At 45.3% G+C, this 19,349-nt stretch carries 20 protein-coding genes; 13 read left to right on the top strand and 7 right to left on the bottom strand.

The window, feature by feature from the left end; genetic code table 11:
- The first annotated feature begins 23 nt into the window (after nt 1-23).
- From A28LD_RS12290 to A28LD_RS08920, 4 genes are read left to right on the top strand one after another with little or no spacing between them, the layout of a single operon-like run.
- On the top strand, nt 24-200 hold the full coding sequence (locus tag A28LD_RS12290) for a hypothetical protein (protein ID WP_007420757.1): 177 nt from the start codon (nt 24-26) through the stop codon (nt 198-200).
- Between the two features lie 58 nt (nt 201-258).
- Complete coding sequence (locus A28LD_RS08930) at nt 259-765, top strand: hypothetical protein (RefSeq protein WP_007420756.1); 507 nt, start codon at nt 259-261, stop codon at nt 763-765.
- Nucleotides 762-2,840, top strand: a complete 2,079-nt coding sequence (locus A28LD_RS08925; RefSeq protein ID WP_007420755.1) for a peptidase domain-containing ABC transporter — start codon at nt 762-764, stop codon at nt 2,838-2,840. The genes A28LD_RS08930 and A28LD_RS08925 overlap by 4 nt, the downstream gene beginning before the upstream one ends.
- Nucleotides 2,841-2,882: 42 nt before the next feature.
- Complete coding sequence (locus A28LD_RS08920; RefSeq protein ID WP_007420754.1) at nt 2,883-3,347, top strand: hypothetical protein; 465 nt, start codon at nt 2,883-2,885, stop codon at nt 3,345-3,347.
- Nucleotides 3,348-3,557: 210 nt separating this feature from the next.
- Here the strand turns inward: A28LD_RS08920 and ispB are convergent, their stop codons facing one another.
- Nucleotides 3,558-4,529, bottom strand: a complete 972-nt coding sequence (gene ispB, locus A28LD_RS08915) for an octaprenyl diphosphate synthase (RefSeq protein ID WP_007420753.1) — start codon at nt 4,527-4,529, stop codon at nt 3,558-3,560.
- 173 nt (nt 4,530-4,702) lie between these two features.
- Here ispB and rplU point away from each other — a divergent pair, with 173 nt between their 5' ends.
- The 8 genes from rplU to A28LD_RS08875 all read left to right on the top strand — a co-directional run bounded on the left by rplU (nt 4,703) and on the right by A28LD_RS08875 (nt 12,023).
- Complete coding sequence (gene rplU / locus A28LD_RS08910) at nt 4,703-5,014, top strand: 50S ribosomal protein L21 (RefSeq protein WP_007420752.1); 312 nt, start codon at nt 4,703-4,705, stop codon at nt 5,012-5,014.
- Between the two features lie 15 nt (nt 5,015-5,029).
- Nucleotides 5,030-5,287, top strand: a complete 258-nt coding sequence (gene rpmA, locus A28LD_RS08905) for a 50S ribosomal protein L27 (protein ID WP_007420751.1) — start codon at nt 5,030-5,032, stop codon at nt 5,285-5,287.
- Nucleotides 5,288-5,409: 122 nt separating this feature from the next.
- Entirely contained in the window at nt 5,410-6,600 is a 1,191-nt protein-coding gene (gene cgtA / locus A28LD_RS08900) for an Obg family GTPase CgtA (protein WP_007420750.1), read from the top strand.
- Nucleotides 6,601-6,642: 42 nt separating this feature from the next.
- Nucleotides 6,643-7,152, top strand: coding sequence for a type 3 dihydrofolate reductase (folA, locus tag A28LD_RS08895; RefSeq protein WP_007420749.1), 510 nt, complete (start codon nt 6,643-6,645; stop codon nt 7,150-7,152).
- A gap of 165 nt (nt 7,153-7,317) precedes the next feature.
- Nucleotides 7,318-8,814 (top strand): alpha/beta hydrolase, encoded by a 1,497-nt coding sequence (locus A28LD_RS08890; protein ID WP_007420748.1) that lies wholly within the window; start codon nt 7,318-7,320, stop codon nt 8,812-8,814.
- 3 nt (nt 8,815-8,817) lie between these two features.
- Entirely contained in the window at nt 8,818-9,552 is a 735-nt protein-coding gene (locus tag A28LD_RS08885; protein WP_007420747.1) for an ABC transporter ATP-binding protein, read from the top strand.
- Nucleotides 9,549-10,691: an ABC transporter permease gene (locus A28LD_RS08880; RefSeq protein WP_007420746.1), complete on the top strand. Its 1,143-nt coding sequence runs from the start codon at nt 9,549-9,551 to the stop codon at nt 10,689-10,691. The genes A28LD_RS08885 and A28LD_RS08880 overlap by 4 nt, the downstream gene beginning before the upstream one ends.
- A gap of 9 nt (nt 10,692-10,700) precedes the next feature.
- On the top strand, nt 10,701-12,023 hold the full coding sequence (locus A28LD_RS08875; protein ID WP_007420745.1) for an NAD(P)/FAD-dependent oxidoreductase: 1,323 nt from the start codon (nt 10,701-10,703) through the stop codon (nt 12,021-12,023).
- An 18-nt stretch (nt 12,024-12,041) separates the two neighbouring features.
- On the opposite strand, the gene A28LD_RS08870 is transcribed toward A28LD_RS08875, so the two are convergent.
- The 4 genes from A28LD_RS08870 to folE2 all read right to left on the bottom strand — a co-directional run bounded on the left by A28LD_RS08870 (nt 12,042) and on the right by folE2 (nt 16,141).
- Nucleotides 12,042-12,620, bottom strand: a complete 579-nt coding sequence (locus A28LD_RS08870; RefSeq protein ID WP_007420744.1) for a GNAT family N-acetyltransferase — start codon at nt 12,618-12,620, stop codon at nt 12,042-12,044.
- Nucleotides 12,621-12,742: 122 nt separating this feature from the next.
- Nucleotides 12,743-14,116: an adenosylhomocysteinase gene (ahcY, locus tag A28LD_RS08865; protein ID WP_007420743.1), complete on the bottom strand. Its 1,374-nt coding sequence runs from the start codon at nt 14,114-14,116 to the stop codon at nt 12,743-12,745.
- Nucleotides 14,117-14,145: 29 nt separating this feature from the next.
- Nucleotides 14,146-15,171, bottom strand: a complete 1,026-nt coding sequence (locus A28LD_RS08860) for an adenosine kinase (protein WP_237704258.1) — start codon at nt 15,169-15,171, stop codon at nt 14,146-14,148.
- Nucleotides 15,172-15,217: 46 nt separating this feature from the next.
- The gene (gene folE2, locus A28LD_RS08855; protein WP_007420741.1) at nt 15,218-16,141 is read right to left on the bottom strand and encodes a GTP cyclohydrolase FolE2; all 924 of its coding nucleotides are present in this window, start codon (nt 16,139-16,141) and stop codon (nt 15,218-15,220) included.
- 271 nt (nt 16,142-16,412) lie between these two features.
- On the opposite strand from folE2, the gene A28LD_RS08850 reads away from it, so the two are divergent.
- Entirely contained in the window at nt 16,413-16,769 is a 357-nt protein-coding gene (locus A28LD_RS08850; protein ID WP_007420740.1) for an Hpt domain-containing protein, read from the top strand.
- Between the two features lie 13 nt (nt 16,770-16,782).
- Here A28LD_RS08850 and arcA read toward each other — a convergent pair whose 3' ends face one another.
- A complete protein-coding gene (arcA, locus tag A28LD_RS08845; protein ID WP_007420739.1) occupies nt 16,783-17,523 on the bottom strand; it encodes a two-component system response regulator ArcA in 741 nt (246 codons plus the stop codon).
- A gap of 142 nt (nt 17,524-17,665) precedes the next feature.
- Complete coding sequence (locus tag A28LD_RS08840; RefSeq protein WP_007420738.1) at nt 17,666-19,321, bottom strand: sensor histidine kinase; 1,656 nt, start codon at nt 19,319-19,321, stop codon at nt 17,666-17,668.
- Nucleotides 19,322-19,349: the final 28 nt, after the last annotated feature.

The raw sequence follows: 19,349 nt of genomic DNA, 5'->3' as shown, positions 1-19,349 counted from the left end.
AAATCGTCTCGAGGAGAGATACTATGCAGGAATTAACATTTGATCAAGCGAAAGAAGTAAGTGGTGGTTTGCCTATAATACCTGTAGCTATGGGTGCGTATAAATTAGTAAAGTGGGGATCTGCAGCTTATGCTGCCGGATATTTGGCTCAGAAAGGGGCTAATCGAGCGAATGCTGAAGACAGCGCAAGCGAAGAATAATATTTCCTATTTTCAATCCTAAAGGGCTGCTTGCAGCCCTTTTATTAAGGCTTTCATTATGAGTATTCGTATACTTATGTGGTTAATAATGGCATTTGTAGTTTTTCGTTTGCTTGATTCCATCACGACAGTCTATGGAATTAGCATTGGTTCGGATGTTTTTGAGCTAAATCCATTTATAGAAGCAAATTCCATTACCCATGTTTTATTATCCCCAGTTCACTTTTGGGCTAGTATCATCGGAATTCTTGCGATTATTCTTTTTTATATGATAAGGAATAATTATATTTTGGCCGAAAGACCAAATAAAGGTTGGAAAAATAGGTTGCTATATGTCCTTATCGATATCTTTTTTACTCTAATGATATTAACTTTAATTGCGGTGGTGAATAACCTAGTAATATTGTTTTTAGGCTGGGACAACGTGCTAGCATTTAGAAATCTTTTTCAGATTCATTGGTTACTCCCGCTGGGAAGCTTGTTTTTATTCGCGATGGTAATATATGAATGCTTTCTAAAGAAAAGATTGCAAATATTTTGTGGCTTAGATGAAATAAGAAAATGATCTACCAATCCGAAGCCGCTGAATGCGGCCTCGCCTGCATGGCAATCGTTGCTAACCATTATGGCCATAAAATAGATCTAACTACTTTACGTAATCGCTACAGCGTTTCTTTTAAAGGCGCTAATTTACAGCAACTAATGTTACTTGCTAATCAATTAGAGTTGGTTGGCCGAGCTCTTAAGCTAGATTTAAGGGATTTAAAAAAGCTAAAAACGCCCTGTATTCTGCACTGGGAAATGAACCATTTTGTGGTTCTAAAGAAAATACATCGTAATAGCATTACAATTCTCGATCCTGCGGTGGGTGAACGCCGAGTTCACATGCGTGACGTTGATAAAGCTTTTACTGGTATAGCGTTGGAGCTTAGCCCTACTCAAGAGTTTAAGAAAATCGATGAGCGAGTACAGCTCGGATTTACCGCTTTTTGGACTAAAGTTGAAGGCTTGATGCCCTCGCTGGGTAAATTATTCCTTTTATCTCTGTTACTCCAACTGTTTTTGCTCGCGAGCCCTTATTACACACAATTAGTGGTGGATGAAGTGCTCATTAGCCACGATAAGCCTCTATTGCTTGTGCTCGCTCTAGGTTTTGGTTTGCTGGTTTTGTTTCAGGTGGTTACGCAAACCCTACGCGGTTGGGTGGTATTGCACTTAGGCTCGGTTATGAGCGTGCAAATGGCTACTAACTTAATGCGCCACTTATTGCATTTACCGCTGAGTTACTTTGATAAACGCCATATGGGCGATGTGGTATCGCGCTTCGGGTCATTAAACGCTGTGCGTGAGTTACTTACGAATAGCTTAGTAGAGGGCATTATTGATGGTCTAATGGCGGTTACTGTATTGGTAATGATGTTTTTGTATAGCCCTAAATTGGCAGTGGTCGTTTTATTAACGGTGCTTCTATACGCTGCGATTCGCTTTATTTTATACCGCCCTCTACATCAACTAACTGAAGCTAGCATCATGGCGGGCGCTAAAGAGCAAAGCAATTTTATGGAATCGGTACGCGGCATGCAAAGCATTAAACTGTTTGGACAACAAACAGAACGCTTAAGCCAATGGCAAAACCGCTATGCTGATGCCATTAACCAGCAATACCGATTAGGTAAATGGCAAATTTCGTACCAAACCATTAATCAGTTACTTTTTGGTTTAGAAAACGTTTTAGTGGTGTATTTAGCTGCCCTTGCGGTAATGAGTGGCGATATTACCGTGGGTATGTTGTTCGCCTTCATGGCATACAAAACGCAATTTACTAATCGTATGGCAGCACTTATTGAAAAGCTCATAGAAATAAAAATGACAAGGCTGCACCTTGACCGCCTTGCCGATATAGCCCTCACCGATAAGGAAGATGAAGGTTTAAGCGCTCCCGATAGAGAAATAAGCGGTCAGCTTAGTCTAAACAATATAAGCTTTCGTTACGCTGATACTGAACCGATGTTGTTTAATGAGCTTTCAATAGATATTCCAAAAGGGGCTAAGATAGCGATTATTGGGCCCTCTGGCATGGGTAAAACAACGTTAATGAAGATTATGTTGGGGCTATTGTTGCCGGAGCAAGGGAAGGTGCTAGTCGATGGTATTGATGTAAAGCACGTGGGTTTACGCAATTACCGCAGGCAAGTTGCAGCGGTAATGCAAGATGATCAGTTAATGTCGGGCACGTTGGCAGAAAATATTAGCTTTTTTGATCCGGATTTTAATATGGAACGGGTTTTGTCAGTGGCTAACTTAGCGGGCATTCATCAGGATATAAGCGCAATGCCAATGGGTTACAATTCTCTGGTGGGGGATATGGGCAGTGCGCTATCGGGCGGCCAGAAACAACGTCTATTGCTTGCGCGAGCCCTTTACCGAAAGCCAAAAATATTGTTGATGGATGAAGCAACTAGCCATTTAGATGTGAGCTTAGAGCAATACGTAAACCAGGCAATACAAAAGTTGAGCATGACACAAATTGTAATTGCTCACCGACCTGAAACGATTATGAATGCCGAGCGTATATATGAACTCAACGCAGGACAGCTGCGAGAGGTGACAAACGCTTATAGAGAAAACTTCAAAAAATGAAACGTGAACTGGGATTGAAAACACAGTAATCAAGGAATGATAATGAATTTTCTGCAAAAAGAGACTAGGGTTTCGATTTACATAATAAAGGCATCGGCTTTTGTTATCTTAACCTCTTTCAGCCTTATCTTTTTATATAGTTTCTTTTTTGAGTTACCCGATGAAGGCCCGAGCATCAGTTTAACCGGAACCGATTTCTTTGGAGTGGTTGTTTTTGCACCCTTTGTTGAAACTGTATTAATGATATTGTCGCTTCGAGTGTTCCTTTTCATCTCTCGCCGTTCCACACCGGCATGCATATTGAATGCTTTTCTGTGGTCGGCTATGCACTCTATGATTTTCCTTTTATGGGGATTTTTCACACTTATTCCATTTTTCGTTTTCAGCATGGCCTATCTAACATGGCGAACTAAATCGAAGAAAATGGCCTTCTTTGTTGCTTTTGCTATTCATGCACTGCTGAACCTATCGCCCTTTGTAGTTATGTGGGTAGATGAACTTAATTAAAGTCCAGTTTGCAACTGGAGCGAGTGAGAGTGTTGAGCATAGTGTGGGGTGAGGCAGCCTCGTGGCGGGTGTCCGAGGCATGGATGCCGAGGCCAAGCCCCCATGGATGGGTTCACGGCGTCCCGCCACGGGGCAGCCTCACCCCGCACTAAAAGCTCAACCCCTCACCCCACACTTGAACACTCAGCGCCCTCACTTGAGAGCTGTGATTTAGGTAACGCGCTCTACTGCGAGGTTGGCGAGTGCCTCTAGTGCTTCTTTGTGGTCGTTTTCGGGGAAAGGAGCGAGTGCTGCGATGGCTAAATCGCGTTGCTCTAGGGCTTTGTTGCGGGTGTATTCTAAGGCTCCGGTGCTGTGCATCACGTTTAGAATTGTTTCTAGCGAATCACGTTTGCCACCTTCTTCAATAGCGCTGCGAATTAGAGCCGCGTGTTCTTCATCGCAGTTCCACATGGCATAAAGTAATGGCAGTGTGGGTTTGCCTTCGGCTAAATCATCGCCGGCATCTTTGCCCATGGTTGCGGCATCAGAGGTGTAATCGAGTAAATCATCTACTAATTGAAAAGCGTTGCCCAAATAGCGGCCATAATCAGCGGCGGCCTGTTCGAGTTCGGCGCTTTCACCTGCGAGCACGGCACCGAGTTGGGTTGCCGCTTCAAAAAGTTTTGCGGTTTTACTGTAGATAACTTGAAAGTAAGATTCTTCGGTAGTGGTGGGATCGTTGCAGTTCATCAGCTGCAACACTTCGCCTTCAGCAATAATGTTCGTGGCATCGGCGAGCACTTCGAGAACGCGCATACTTTCGGTTTTTACCATTAACTGGAATGCACGGGTGTAAAGAAAATCACCTACTAATACGCTCGCTTCGTTACCAAATAGGGCATTTGCTGTTTCTTGGCCGCGGCGGGTGAGTGATTCATCTACAACGTCATCGTGCAACAAAGTAGCGGTATGAATAAATTCAACAATAGCTGCTAGCAGGTGATGTTTATCGCCTTTGTACCCCAAGGCCCGGGCTGCAATAACGGCCAGCTGGGGGCGTAAGCGCTTACCACCGCTGTTGATAATGTAGAAAGCTAATTGATTAATCAACGCGACATCTGAACGTAATTGTGCTGTAATAATCTCATTCACAGCATGCATATCGTTTTCGCTAAGCGTGCGTACGGCAGATAAATCCATGGTAAAGCAGCTCTTTGTTTGCATAAAATTTGCGGTTGATTTTACCTGAATTACAAATTTCTGCCAGTTTGATGATTTTTATATTTTTCGCTTGCGCTGCGGGATGTTTTTACGTAAAATCCGCGGCCTGAATTAAAGTTTGTAGCGCCTGAAAAAGGCAATTGGAGAAGAATATGTACGCGGTTTTTCAAAGTGGCGGTAAACAACACCGTGTCACCGAGGGCCAGACCGTTCGCCTGGAAAAGCTCGAAGCAGCTACCGGTGATACCGTTGAGTTTGAGCAAGTGCTCATGCTCTCCGATGGTGAAAACGTGACAATTGGTGCACCTTTCGTCGAAGGTGGCAAGATTAAAGCAGAAGTAGTGACCCATGGTCGTGGCGATAAAATTACTATCGTTAAATTCCGTCGTCGGAAGCACTCACGCAAGCAACAGGGTCATCGTCAGTGGTTCACGGAAGTGAAAATCACTGGTATTGGCGCTTAAGAGGAGTAGAGACACATGGCACACAAAAAAGCAGGTGGTTCAACACGTAACGGTCGCGATTCAGAGAGCAAACGTCTCGGTGTTAAGCGTTACGGCGGTGAAACTGTACTAGCCGGAAATATTCTGGTTCGTCAACGGGGAACCAAGTTCCATGCAGGCAGTAACGTAGGTGTAGGTCGTGACCACACGTTATTCGCTAAAGTAGATGGTAAAGTTACCTTCGAACAGCGTGGACCGCAAAATCGGAAGTTCATCAGCGTAAACGCTGATTAATACGAACTCCGAATCCGGAAAACCCCGCCTTAGTGCGGGGTTTTTTGTATCTTTACCTTACCCTCGGGTGAGTATATTCTTGAAATATTGACGTGTGAGCGTCGGGCAAAACAGGCAAAACCATGAAATTCGTTGATGAAATTGATATTCGCGTAGAAGCAGGCGATGGCGGCAATGGCTGCATCGGCTTTCGGCGCGAGAAATACATACCGAAAGGCGGCCCTGATGGCGGCGACGGCGGCGATGGTGGTGATGTTTGGTTGGAAGCCGATGAGAACCTCAATACCCTTATCGATTATCGTTTTGAACGCACCCATCGTGCGCAACGTGGCGAAAACGGTAAGAGTAGTAACTGTACCGGCCGCCGGGGTGAAGATAAAACTCTGAAGGTTCCTGTAGGTACGCGCGTTAAGGATATGGATACAGGCGAGATCATTGGCGATTTAACCCGCCATGGCCAGCGCCAACTTGTGGCTAAAGGCGGTTTCCACGGTTTAGGAAATACTCGCTTTAAAAGCAGCACCAACCGTGCGCCTCGGCAAAAAACCGATGGCACCAAAGGTGAGCACCGTATTTTATTACTCGAATTATTGTTGTTAGCTGATGTTGGCCTACTTGGTATGCCAAACGCCGGTAAATCAACATTGATTCGTTCAGTTTCCGCAGCGAAGCCAAAAGTGGCTGATTATCCGTTTACTACCATTACGCCGAATTTAGGTGTAGTGCGTTTGAACGCGAGCCAAAGCTTTGTTATAGCCGATATCCCCGGTTTGATTGAAGGTGCAGCTGATGGCGCTGGCTTGGGAATTCAGTTTCTGAAGCACCTTGAGCGTTGTGGCTTGTTGTTGCATTTGGTAGATATTGCTCCATTCGATGAGAGCAGCCCAGCGGAAACAGCGGAAACAATTATTCAAGAACTTGCGCAATATAGCCCGGCACTTGCGGCTAAACCGCGTTGGCTAGTGTTGAACAAAACAGATTTAGTAGATGAAGAAACACTGGCTGAACGCCGTGCTGAAATCGTTGAACGTTTGGATTGGCAAGGCCCAGTATTTGAGCTCTCGGCGATAACGGGTAAAGCTTGTAACGAACTGATGCGCGAAATCATGCAATATCTGGAAGCGTTACCAAAAGCCGATCCAGAAGCTGAAGGCAATGATGAGCCGGTTGAATTTAAATGGACAAGCTACCACGATGAACAGATGCAAAAAGCTGAAGAAGAGTGGGGCGATGATCTAGAAGATGATTTAGATGACGAAGACGATGATTGGGAAGAAGAACCTGATGATGGTCATGTGATCTACAAACCATAATTTAGAAACCATAATGATTAAATAAAAAAGGTATTTAGCCCTATGGAAATCTCCCTTATTGCCGCAATGGCTGATAACCGTGTTATTGGTAATGAAGGAGATATGCCGTGGCATTTACCCGGTGAGTTGCAGTATTTCAAAGAGCTCACTATGGGTAAGCCGATTATCATGGGCCGCAATACTTTTGCTTCGATTGGCCGGCCACTCCCAGGCCGGCACAATATTGTAATCACCAGCAAACCTGAACTACTCCCCGAAGGTGTAACTACCGCAAATAACCCAGAACAAGCGATTGCTGCTGCCGAGGCTATGGCCGCGGCGAACGGCACTGAATTGCACGAAATAATGATTATCGGTGGTGGCCAGGTTTATGAGGCATTTCTACCTCGCGCTACGCGGTTATACCTCACCCATATCGACCTGAACGTTGAAGGCGATACCTACTTCCCAGAATTTCATGCCGATGAATGGCAGCAAACCTTACTGCGCGAACATAAAGCAGATGAGAAAAACCCACTTTCGTTTCGTGGCTATATGTACGAAAGAGATTAATGTTTACATCCATTATCTAAATCCCCCTCAGAGTAAACAGCCCGCTTCTTGAATCTGTTTGAAAATTTTCAGTTTTTTGTTACCGAATGTAAACAGCTATTGCAGTAGTTCTGCAAAATCGGTAAAACACCTTGTAGCGCTAGCGCATAAAAAGAGAGAATAAAAATGAAAACGCTTACCCCGGTAAAACTGGTGTTTGCTTTTGCTGCGTGCCTTACTTTAAGTGCACATCCGGTAAATGCGCAAACAACCGAAACACAATCTTCAGAAACACGCACTACGAGCAATAACTCATTGCAACTTGAAGCCTGCCACATACGTGGGTTATCGGAGCAAGTTGAATGTGGTGTTCTTTCTGTTCCAGAAAATCATGATGCGCCAAATGGCAAACAAATCGAACTTAATATCGTTCGGCTGCCAGCTGTAAGCTCTGGTGCGGCTAACGACCCGTTGTTTTTTCTTGCCGGTGGCCCTGGGCAAGCGGCAACAGAACTTTCAGGTTTGATCGACCGAATATTCCAAGATGTACGCCAACGCCGCGATGTAGTGTTAGTTGATCAACGTGGAACCGGCAAATCAGGCCCACTGCAATGCGAAATTTCTGCTCTGGAAGAATTGTTGTTGCCCGATGACCAAATTGATTTAGTGGCGAACATGGCGAAATGTGCTGAAGAATTTGATGTTGATTTTCAGCAATACAGTACCGTAAATGCGATTCGTGATTTTGAAATGGTGCGCAAAGCGCTAGGTTATCAGCAAATTAATCTATATGGCGGCTCTTATGGTACTCGTGCCGCGCTAGTGTGGATGCGTGAAGCGCCTGCCGCACTGCGCAGTGTAGTGCTTGATGGTGTGGCACCTACGCAAGTGGTGGTAGGCCCGTTTGGTTCCTATAGCCAGCGCGCTTTCGATTTAATGGTAAGCGATTGCAACAACGATAGCGCTTGTGTTGAGCGTTTCGGTGCTATTGATGAAAAATATTATGCGTTGCGTGAGCGTTTGCTAGCTGAGCCAGAGTTTATGACGATGCAAGATGCCCGCAGCGATGAAACTCGCGAAGTATTGATGACAGCGAAACGATTAGCTGGGATTTTAAGAACCGCTCTATATTCGCCGCGCACTCGCCAGTTAATTCCGATTGTGATTAGTGAAGCCAATGATGGTAATTGGCGTCCGCTTGCGGGGCTTATTGGTGCTTTTGATGCGGATTCGCCACTGTACACCGGTTTGTTAGTGTCGGTATTGTGCCAGGAAGATATGCCACGAGTTGATGCCGAGCTACTCGCACGTGATGGTGATAACCGCTTCATTGGCGGCAGTACAGGCGAAGATTTTGTAAGTATGTGTGCCGGCTGGCCAGTGCAGCCATTGCCTGATAACCGCCATGCAGAACCGGTAGTAAGTGATATTCCTGCTTTACTACTTTCGGGTGAACAAGATCCGGTAACGCCACCTGAATGGGCAGAAATTGCCGCGGAAACCTTATCTAACTCGCAACACCTTGTTGCTGAATTCGGTGGCCACACTATTATGAGCCACACCTGCGCTAACCGTTTGATTGCTCAGTTTTTAGAAGACCCGAGTAAAGCGGTTGATGCTTCTTGTTTGGCACGCACGCGTATGTTGCCATTCTTACGTAACGTTAATGCGGCGGGGATGTAAGCCATGATAGTAACGAGCGGATTAGAAAAAGCATATAAAGATGTAAAGGCGCTGAAAGGGCTTTCATTTCAAGCCAATGATGGCGAGATAACTGGTTTACTTGGGCCTAATGGTGCCGGTAAAACTACTTGTTTACGCAGCATTTATGGCTTAATTCACCCCGATGTTGGCAGTGCTCAAGTAGATAATATTGATGCATCGAAAGCGCCGATTGCTGTGCGCAAACGCATTGGTATCTTCCCGGATAAATTCGGCTTGCAAGAACGTTTAAGTGCCCGTGAACATATCGCTTATTTTGCTGGCTTACACGGTTTGCATGGTGAAGAGCGCAAAGTAGCGGTGCAGCGAGTAATTGATGATTTGGATATGAACGATATTGCCGATCGCCGCACCGGTGGTTTTTCTCAGGGGCAACGAATGAAGGTTGCGCTTGGGCAAGCGATTGTTCATCAGCCGCAAAACTTAATTTTAGATGAGCCAAGCCGCGGCTTAGATGTAATGAGCACGCGTATTTTGCGTGAGTTATTATTCCGGCTTAAGGCACAAGGGCGCTGTATTTTATTTTCTAGCCATGTAATGCAAGAAGTAGCCGCACTTTGTGATCGGGTAGTGATTATGGTGGCAGGGCAAGTGGTGGCTGAAGGTAGCCCAGCTGAACTATGTGCAAGAACAGGGCAAGAGAGCTTTGAAGAAGCCTTCGTGCAGTTAATCGGAACTGAAGAGGGCATTATGCTATGAAATCAGTATTTATGACGGTTTGGCTAAAAGAAATGACGGACGCCTTGCGTGATAAGCGTTCACTAATGGCAGCAATGAGCTATGCGCTCTTTGGACCTATTATGATGGCTGTAGCCTTCATGATGGTAATTAAAGATGCCGTTTCTGAGCGTGATGTGTATGTGCATATTGATGGCGCGCAATATGCTCCGGCGTTGGTGGATTTTCTTGGTGATCGAAGAATTTTTGCGGGTGATGAAGAAAATACTGCTCGTGAAATTTACTTAGAGATCCCAGAGAATTACGAAGAAAACATCGCCAGTGCAAAACCTATTTATATCACGGTGCGTTCAGATTATTCAGAACGTAGCGATGGCAGCCATCGCAGCCGCTTAGAGAGTGCGTTACGCGAATACAACAATACTATTGCTAGCCATAGATTAACCTTGCGCGGGATTAGCGCGGATGTAATTTCGCCTATCCGCATTGATAAGCAAGATACCGCTACAAAAGAAGCGCGTGCCGCGATGATTTTAGGCACGGTGATGGTGTTTGTGTTGATGGCTATTTTCTTTTCGGGAATGAATGTGGCTATTGATGGCAGCGCCGGCGAACGCGAGAGAAACTCGCTTGAGTTTCTATTAGCGCAACCCGTAGCCACGCATTGGTTAGTGATGGCGAAGGCGGCAGCGGCAGGAACCTTTGCTCTGTTCGGGGGAGTATTAAGTATCTTGTTAATTCCGCTAGTGTTTGTGTTTGTGCCGCTAGAAAAGCTCGGTATAGATTTCGGTATGAGTTGGTTGGATCAAGCAGGCATGATATTGGTGCTTATTCCGCTTGCAGCGTTTGCGAGTATCTTGCAGTTGTTTGTAAGTTTTCGCGCAAAATCATTCAAAGAAGCCCAAACTTATATCTCGTTGGTGATGTTTATTCCAGTAGCGGTAATATTCGCCGTTGAATTTACCCGCTTTGAGCACCCTGCGTTGGCAATGTTGCCGGTAACTTCGCAACATCAGGTTTTGCTTGCTACCATTGGTGGACAAGACATTAACTGGCTAATGGTACTTGGCGGCGCCGGCGTTACCTTGGCAGTAACCGCAGTGTTGGTAGCGGTGGTAACAAAAATGCTGCGCAGCGAAAAAGTGGTTTTTGGCCTCTAGGAGGCAGTTGTGTATGATCCGTTAAAAAGCCGGGATATCCCGGCTTTTCACGAATTTGGTATTGCTTCATATTGGGCTGCAGTAACGCCTTTCCCAGATACGAATGCGGTGGCGTTACCAAGCGATGCCGACGTTGTAGTTATCGGCGCTGGGTACACAGGGCTTAATGCTGCGATTGAAATTGCACAGCAACAGCAACGCAGTGTTGTGTTGCTTGATGCCGGTGGCGTGGGTGCTGGAGCGAGCAGCCGCAATGCCGGCTTTTTGTTGCCTGGTACTGGCAGGTTGGGGTACAGCGACTATGCAAGTAAATATGGCGATGAGGTTGCCCGCGCGGTGCAAAACGAATTTGCTGCAAGCATTGAGCATGTGAAGGCTTCGGTAGCCGATTCAGATTGGCCTTGCGAATTAATCGATGCGCGATACTTACGCCTCGGCCATAACGCCAAAGCAGCCGCAATGCTTCAGCGCCAACAACCCGCGTATGCCAATACACTATTAAACGCTGAATGGTTAAGCCCAGAACAGCAACATGAACAACTACCAGGCCTTAAATGGAAACATGGTGGGTTGGCCCTTACCCCAGCCGCTGCGGTTAACCCACGAGCGTTAACGGGTGCTTATTTGCGCCTAGCACAGCGAGCAGGCGTAACGATTGTTACGGGCCACCCTGTAACGAAGTGGATACCCAGCATGGGTAAACACAGGCTTATTGCTGGCGGCCATGAAATCAAATGTGATCAGGTATTAGTGTGCAGCAACGGCTACTTACCTCAGCAGCCTTTTCCTGATTTGAGTAGGCGTCAATTCCCTGTCCTGTCTAGCATTTTGGTATCGCGGCCACTAAATGCTGCCGAGCAGCAATATTGTGGCTTAAAAGTTAATGATTTGGTGATGGATACGCGCACACTAAAATACTATTACCGGTTGCTACCGGATGGCCGAATTCTTTTCGGTGGCCGCGGCGCAGTAGAAGGTAGGCATGCCGACGATGCTGGACAAAAGCTACGTATGGAAAAAGCGTTGGCCGCTACTTTTCCGGAACTTACCGATTTACATGCAGATTATTTTTGGAGTGGTTGGATAAGTGTGGCGCTTGATTCTATGCCGCGCGTATTTTCTCCGGCGATAGGCGTTTACACCAGCGCCGGATATTGTGGCGCTGGCGTTGCTTTTGCGAGTTTGGCGGGAAAACGCCTAGCGCAATATTGCAATGGCGAGGGGGTGCCTGATTTACCGTTCTACCAATCAGGATTACCTCGCTATCCGTTCGCGTCAGCCCGGCGTTTAGCACTGCGCGCGATGTACAGCTTTGATAAGTTTAAGAAGTAAACTGGGGCGGAAATGCTACTAAAAGCGCAATAGCATTTCTGCTGCTGTGCAGTAGCAATCACCATCACACACAGGGCAGTAATAGCCCTCTTCGAGAGATGATTGCAGCCACCGCTTGCCATGATCGGCTATTAATTCGCCGCCGCAGCGTGAGAAATATTCGAACGCGCTATTGTTTGGGCTTTGTCGCCAAATATGGGCAAGCCCACCTTTGCAGCCCGCACCTTGCGCTTCTACAATTGAATGCATGAGCAACGATTTGCCGATGCCACCACCTTGTACTTCATGATCAACCGCTGAACATTTAAAGTAGCAGAGCTCTTCTGCCGCGAATGGCCATGCGCTAGGTGTGCAATATTTATCAATATCCCATTTCCCGGGTGCAAACGTGAGCCGAATACCGGCCAACTTGTCATCGCTAAACGCTAACCAATGCAGGTTACGGCCATTTTCAGTTTGCCCACGTAGAAAATAATCTTCCAAATTCTCAGGGGTTAGGTAATTGTCGCCGTGCACTTTATTGCCAAGCTCAATAACATCAGCAAAATCAGCTTCGGTGAGCGGACGAAAAGAAAGGCGAGGGGAATCGGTTGTCATAGCAAACTTCCTTGAAAATGGGCGAGCATTATACCGCGCATAAAAAAAGGTGAGCAACCAAGTGCTCACCTTTTCGTACAATAGTTTACTTTCGTTCTCGAAGCTAAACCTTGCGCTAAATTTTAGTAGCGGTATTCATCAGGCTTGAACGGGCCTTCAACCGGCACGCCGATATATTCTGATTGTTGTGACGTCATTTTAGTAATCACACCACCAAAACCTTCAACCATGTAACGCGCTACTTCTTCATCAAGCTGCTTCGGCAATACTTCTACCGTTAAGTTTTGCTTCTTATCAGCAGCCGACATGGCAGCATACTTCTTCTCAAATAAATGAATTTGCGCTAATACTTGGTTAGCAAAAGAGCCATCCATGATGCGGCTTGGGTGGCCAGTAGCATTACCCAAGTTCACCAAACGGCCTTCTGATAGCAGAATTAAATAATCATCTGTTGAATCAGAACGGAACACGGTGTGTACCTGTGCTTTCACTTCTTCCCAGCGCCAGTTTTTACGCATGAACGCGGTATCGATTTCGTTATCGAAGTGGCCAATGTTGGAAACTACAGCACCGTTTTTCAGTGCCGCAAGAATATATTGATCACACACGTTCACGTTACCTGTGGTGGTAACGATTAAATCGGTGTTACCCAACAATTCTTTATTAATAGTTGAGCCATCGCCAGCGTTTACGCCATTGATGTATGGAGAAACTACTTCGTAGCCATCCATACATGCTTGCATTGCGCAAATTGGGTCGATTTCAGTTACTTTAACAATCATGCCTTCTTGGCGTAGTGATGCAGCAGAACCCTTACCAACATCGCCATAGCCGATTACTAAAGCTTTCTTACCTGATAATAAGTGATCGGTAGCGCGCTTAATCGCATCGTTTAGCGAGTGGCGGCAACCGTATTTATTATCATTTTTTGATTTCGTTACAGAATCATTCACGTTAATGGCAGGAACTTTCAAAGTGCCTTTCTTCAACATTTCTAATAAACGGTGAACACCTGTAGTGGTTTCTTCGGTAATACCATGAATGTTATTGAGCATTTCTGGGAACTGTTCGTGGATGAGTAGGGTTAAATCACCGCCATCATCAAGAATCATGTTGGCATTCCAAAGCTCGCCATCTTTCTTACAGGTTTGCTCTAGGCACCATTCGTATTCTTCTTCAGTTTCGCCTTTCCAAGCAAAAACTGGAACACCAGCTGCGGCCATAGCTGCGGCGGCATGATCTTGTGTTGAGAAGATATTACACGAAGACCAACGAACTTCCGCGCCCAACTCAATAAGAGTTTCAATGAGCACTGCCGTTTGGATCGTCATGTGGATGCAGCCGATTATGCGTGCATCTTTTAATGGCTTGGCTGCTGAATATTTACGGCGAATAGCCATTAATGCTGGCATTTCTGATTCTGCAATTCGAATCTCTTTGCGGCCATAATCCGCAAGGTTAATATCAGCTACTTTATAATCTTGAAAAGAAGTCATTATACTCTCTCGTATCTACAAATTTGAATTTATGCTGAAACTTGTTCAGCAAGATTTAATTCTTCCAGAATTTGTTGCTGCGTGTCGGTACTCAAACGAGGCCCGTAGTTACTCACAACTTCTGCTGCCGAGCGGCTAGCAAGTGTGCCAGCTTGTGCAGGTGTTAACCCCTGCGTAATGCCAAATAAATATGCGCCTGCGAACATATCGCCGGCACCATTGGTATCAATGGCTTTCACTTTAAAACCAGGTACTTGAATACGATGCTCGTGGGTGCCAATAATAGCGCCTTCTTTACCGCGCGTGATAACAACCTGCTTCGCTACGTCAAGTAACGCACTCATAGCTGGCTCTAACCCTTCAACGCCAGTGTAGATTTCGGCTTCTTCTTGATTACAAAAAAGGATATCAACACCTTGCGTAAGGAATTCATCTAAGCCTTCTTTGAAATACTTCACCATGGAGGAATCAGAGAAGGTAAGCGCTATTTTGGTACCATTCTTTTCAGCTACTTCACGAGCCTCACGAACTGCGCTGCGAGCGATCTCTGAGGTAGCCAAATAACCTTCAATGTACAGATACTGAGAATCGGCAACTACCGCAGGCTCAAGCTCTTCGTTAGAGAAATCAATGGTAATACCCAAAAAAGTGCACATGGTGCGTTCCGCATCTGGGGTAACCATCACTACACATTTTCCTGTGTGGCCATCGTTGTCTTGTTTCACCAAATGCGTGTTTACGCCAGCACGCTCAAGGTCGGCCTGATAAAAGTTACCATCGTCGTCATTTGCTACTTTGCAGCAATAGAAGGCCTTGCCACCAAACTGGCTAAAGGCTACTAGGCTATTTGCTGCAGAACCACCGCCAACCCGTTTTTCAAGTTTGAACTCTTTGTGTAGTTCACTCAGAAGCAACTGTTGTTGTGGTTCGTCAAGCAACGTCATGATGCTTTTTTCAATTTTATGGCGCGCCAAAAATTCATCAGTTACTTTAAATTCTTGGTCTACCAAGGCGTTCCCGACGCCAATTACATCGTAAGATTTCATTACGCTCATTTCACGCTAGCTTAGTTAAAAAATAGACGCCGAATTATACAGGAAATTACGCGCGATATCCGCCAGTAATTCCTTTTGTTGTAATACTTACTGCGTCGTGTGCGTGCAAGGATTCGTAATGATTCACTCGAATCCAAAAATCTAAAATTGTCGAGTTTTTATTCAGCTCGTATTGTAACAGGCGTGCCGAATCTTCGCAGAACATTAAGTTCTGGCCGTTTAGGCGCGCAAATTCTTGCTCATCTTCACGTTTCACAGCAGCTTGCACTGGGGTTTTCAGCGCGGCTTCAACGCGATCGATCATCGCTACGATAGGGAAGATATCAGTACTCTCACTGAGCTTCACTTTTATATCGGCTAACGAGCGTTGGCTGTGTGGAGTAGCCACGATACCATCGGTAGTACCGAGCCATGCCACTACATCATCAAGATTTAAATCATCGTGGCCGAACTGTTTTTTAAACGCTTGTTGAATAAGTTGCCTTGCTAAGGCCGCCGAACATGGGCAAGTAGAGGAATAGGTAATACCTACCTGCATTTCAAGTTCAGTTTTATCGCCGTTGCGAACCGCGCTTATCGTTACTGGGTAGCCTTTCCAGCCTTGCTTGCCACTCACCAACGATTTGCGGCGCAGCAGGTATTCGAATGAAAAGGAAACGCGTGCTTGCTTGCTAATATCATTATGGCTTTCGATAAAATAATCGAGTAGCTTACGAATGCTGCTACCACTGAGTACATCATCATTGGCAAGCTCATCGACAGCTAAGTATAGCCGCGACATATGGATACCTTTTGCTTTGGCATCGTCGAGGCTTACGAATGCTTCTACGCGCGCTCCCACTTGTTGTGGTAACCCGCTTTCGCTCGCAACCATGAATGGCATTTCAATATTACTCATACCTACCCAATCGAGGGTTCCTTCGATATGAGCTTGTGCTTGATTTGCGATATCTGGCATCGATGTTGGCATTCAAACTACTCCGCTTAATAATAACCTTCGAGCCAAAACTTACAGCCAAGGTTATGCGAGTCAATTGTAAAATCAAAAAAGTGACCGCGAATTATACAACAAGGCACCTAAAAACGGCACCCCAGAAATAAAAACAGTTGCGCTCTCACGGAGGCACTGAGGATAGGCAACAAAAGCTGCCTGTAGTAAAGTGAGATATACCATGTATCAGTATGGTACTTGGCTTTACTAATTGTTGCTTAATACGTAACGGCATGAGGATTTGGATTGCATGAGTACAGGAAATTCCAACGATATTGATTGGGCGCTGTTAAAGCAGTATCAAGGCATTTTGGGAATGCAGGGTATAGCCGATAGTTTTCAGATGTTTCTTGAGGTGCTGCCTGATTATGAAGCTGAGCTTATGAAGCTATTGGCTAGCAAAAACGAGGCAGGCCTTCGTTCGCAAGCGCACAAGATAAAAGGCAGTTGCCGTTCACTCGGTTTTCAACGTTTGGGTGAAGTAATGCAATTTATCGAAAAAGAAAGTTGGCAATGGCCAGAAGTGGAAGCGCAGATAGCAAAATGGCCGCTCTACTATGCAGAAGATACGGCCATTGTTGCAGAATGGTTGGCCGCTAATCGCTAGCGGCAATCTGCAATTACGAAGCTACTTTAATTTCTACATCACCCACGAAGCGATAACCTTCACCATGTATGGTGGTAATTAGGTTTGGTGTTTCTGGGTGTGCTTCAAAATGCCGGCGAATACGGCGAATTGCTACATCAACCGTACGATCATTTGGGCGCAACTCACGATCAAGCATTTTCCGCACCAAAGTATCGCGATCGTGAATTTTACCTGGCTGGGTTAAAAATAACTCAAGCGCGCGGTATTCACTTTTCGGTAAGCGAAACATTTTATTATCAGGTGCGAACAAACACCGGCTATCACAATCTAAAATCCAATTGCTAAAGTGGTATTGCTTACTACCTTCAACTTGGTTTTCCCGTGGCTCATTAATTTGCTCGATGCGGCGTGCAAGATTGCGCACACGAACCGTAAGCTCACGAGGGTTGTAAGGTTTGATTAGGTAATCATCAGCACCCAGCTCGAGTGCCAATAGGCGATCTTCATCGCTATCACGGCCAGTAAGGAATACTAACCCAATATTATTTTGTTCACGTAATGATTCGGCCAGCTCTAATCCACTTTGGCCCGGCAAATTAACATCCATAATAATGATATCAATTTGTTGTTGCGCCATGATGTGTTCCATCTGGCGGCCATCTGCAGCATCAAATACTTCATAGCCTTCTTGCTGAAATAAGCGCGTTAGTGTTTGGCGGGTAACCACCTCATCTTCCACAATCAGAAGTTTCACGTTCGTTGTTTGTTCCATGTTGTTTTCTGATCTCCGCGTTCAATTGCTAATGAAATAGAACTGCTGATGAATTATATTGCAGCCTATAAGAATAAGTTTTCTTAGCGAATAAATGCAAGCAAGTTCGTATGTTTTTAACAAATCTTATACTAATTGTATATTATTTATTCAATATAGGGATTTTAATTGAAAAAGTAGTGCCGTGTGGGCTTTCTTCTTCACCGCGAACGTAGGGAATACTTTCGCATTCAATCTCGCCATTCAATAGTTGTGTTACCCAGTTAAACACTTGATATAGCCCAAGCCCGGTATCACCTTGTGCCCGCCGTGTAGTGATGAATGGTTGGAATATTTTTTGTTTCAACTCAGGTGCAATGCCGGAGCCATTATCTTTTATTTCGATATTTAGAAACGCTTTATCAAGGTGAACAGAAACCAAAATAAGCAAAGGCTGAGCAATATTGGCTTCATTCTTTATACTCGCATGCACGGCTGCGTTATCAATAATTTCCAACAGCACCTGTTCTAAAATGAGTACTCGCAAATTCACCACGTTTTGCCCACATGAGCAATCGAACTTTATATCAATGTGGGCTGGTAATCCGCGTTCATTTATAACTGAACGTTGTAACCGCTGTAAAAACACAGAAAGCGCAATTTGCTTTGGGGTATCGGTGCGATTCATCATAGCCATTTCTTGGAAATGCCGAATCAAATCAGAACAGCGGCGTAGGTTGCGCATAACAACTTCGAGGCTTTGTTCCGATTGTTCAAGGTAATCGGCTAATTGCGCTTCTGTTATTTGTTTTTTATTAAGGGCTCGCAGTATTTGCTGTTGTTGCTCTTGAGCAAAACTGGTTGCGGTAATGCTCGACCCTATTGGAGTATTTAGTTCATGGGAAAGCCCGGCAATTAAATCGCCGAGCGATGCCATTTTATCTTGCTCTAAATGTTTACGTTGATGGCTATGTAGCGTTTCTAGTGCATTGGTAAGCTTTCTATTTACTTCAGATAAGCTTTGCGTGCGTTCAGCTACTTCAGCTTCTAATTCTTCGTTAGCACGTTGAGCCTGCAACGCGCTATGTTCGGCATAGCGTTTTTCATGTCGATATTTTTCTACCAGCCGCTTAATTTGCAAACGAACATCGAAGAGTTCTTCTGGTATTTCACGTTCGCTTTCAATATCGAAACTATGGTCTTGGCTTGCGTTGGCAATAGTTCTGCTGAATCGCAAAAGCGTAGATTCGAGTGTGCGTACAAAAAACCGCACGCTTAAAGAAACACTAAGTAAAACGATAAGAAACGCTGCAATACTGATTAACATGTGCCGGCGATGTGCACTCTGAATCTGGGCGAGCGAAGCTCTTACATAGATATAGCCGGAAAGCTCATTTTCATTAAATATTGGCTGCGCAATTTCTAAGAAATCGAGGGCGAATTGATATGAGGGTAAGTTTTCAATGCGTTCAGATTGCGGCGCCAAAACAGAGCGGCCAGCAGCCATATAACTTTTTGCGAGCACTGGGTAGCGCTCTTCTTCGTGAACGGTATAGAGATGCACATACTCAAGAGAATCATACGCTGAAAGGCCACTGAACAAGAGTTCAGTGTACTGATTAGTTAACGGGTGATTGCTCGCCTGTATGGCTAGCTGTTGCGCTAATGCTTCGGTTTTATTAACGAGCGAACGGCGTTCAGAATCAGAAACTAACAAGGTGGAAAGCGCAGTAAATAGCAACATTGCCAAAGCCACAATACCGGCAATGATAATGTTGAGGCGGCTGCTTAGCGACCAATTCTGCGTGCTTTCCGCCATGTTAATTTGCTCTTTTCGCTGATTTAAA

Origin of the sequence: Idiomarina sp. A28L, from assembly GCF_000218785.1 — a bacterium.
Classification (GTDB): domain Bacteria; phylum Pseudomonadota; class Gammaproteobacteria; order Enterobacterales; family Alteromonadaceae; genus Aliidiomarina.
Note: the sequence above shows the minus strand (reverse complement) of the source record. Positions and strands in the feature narration are given on the sequence as shown.

Bases quoted from the DNA above. Each gene is read 5' to 3' on its own strand.
- A28LD_RS12290 (WP_007420757.1), top strand. From the start codon at position 24: ATGCAGGAATTAACATTTGATCAAGCGAAAGAAGTAAGTGGTGGTTTG.
- A28LD_RS08930 (WP_007420756.1), top strand. From the start codon at position 259: ATGAGTATTCGTATACTTATGTGGTTAATAATGGCATTTGTAGTTTTT.
- A28LD_RS08925 (WP_007420755.1), top strand. From the start codon at position 762: ATGATCTACCAATCCGAAGCCGCTGAATGCGGCCTCGCCTGCATGGCA.
- A28LD_RS08920 (WP_007420754.1), top strand. From the start codon at position 2,883: ATGAATTTTCTGCAAAAAGAGACTAGGGTTTCGATTTACATAATAAAG.
- ispB (WP_007420753.1), bottom strand. From the start codon at position 4,529: ATGGATTTATCTGCCGTACGCACGCTTAGCGAAAACGATATGCATGCT.
- rplU (WP_007420752.1), top strand. From the start codon at position 4,703: ATGTACGCGGTTTTTCAAAGTGGCGGTAAACAACACCGTGTCACCGAG.
- rpmA (WP_007420751.1), top strand. From the start codon at position 5,030: ATGGCACACAAAAAAGCAGGTGGTTCAACACGTAACGGTCGCGATTCA.
- cgtA (WP_007420750.1), top strand. From the start codon at position 5,410: ATGAAATTCGTTGATGAAATTGATATTCGCGTAGAAGCAGGCGATGGC.
- folA (WP_007420749.1), top strand. From the start codon at position 6,643: ATGGAAATCTCCCTTATTGCCGCAATGGCTGATAACCGTGTTATTGGT.
- A28LD_RS08890 (WP_007420748.1), top strand. From the start codon at position 7,318: ATGAAAACGCTTACCCCGGTAAAACTGGTGTTTGCTTTTGCTGCGTGC.
- A28LD_RS08885 (WP_007420747.1), top strand. From the start codon at position 8,818: ATGATAGTAACGAGCGGATTAGAAAAAGCATATAAAGATGTAAAGGCG.
- A28LD_RS08880 (WP_007420746.1), top strand. From the start codon at position 9,549: ATGAAATCAGTATTTATGACGGTTTGGCTAAAAGAAATGACGGACGCC.
- A28LD_RS08870 (WP_007420744.1), bottom strand. From the start codon at position 12,620: ATGACAACCGATTCCCCTCGCCTTTCTTTTCGTCCGCTCACCGAAGCT.
- ahcY (WP_007420743.1), bottom strand. From the start codon at position 14,116: ATGACTTCTTTTCAAGATTATAAAGTAGCTGATATTAACCTTGCGGAT.
- A28LD_RS08860 (WP_237704258.1), bottom strand. From the start codon at position 15,171: ATGAGCGTAATGAAATCTTACGATGTAATTGGCGTCGGGAACGCCTTG.
- folE2 (WP_007420741.1), bottom strand. From the start codon at position 16,141: ATGCCAACATCGATGCCAGATATCGCAAATCAAGCACAAGCTCATATC.
- A28LD_RS08850 (WP_007420740.1), top strand. From the start codon at position 16,413: ATGAGTACAGGAAATTCCAACGATATTGATTGGGCGCTGTTAAAGCAG.
- arcA (WP_007420739.1), bottom strand. From the start codon at position 17,523: ATGGAACAAACAACGAACGTGAAACTTCTGATTGTGGAAGATGAGGTG.
- A28LD_RS08840 (WP_007420738.1), bottom strand. From the start codon at position 19,321: ATGGCGGAAAGCACGCAGAATTGGTCGCTAAGCAGCCGCCTCAACATT.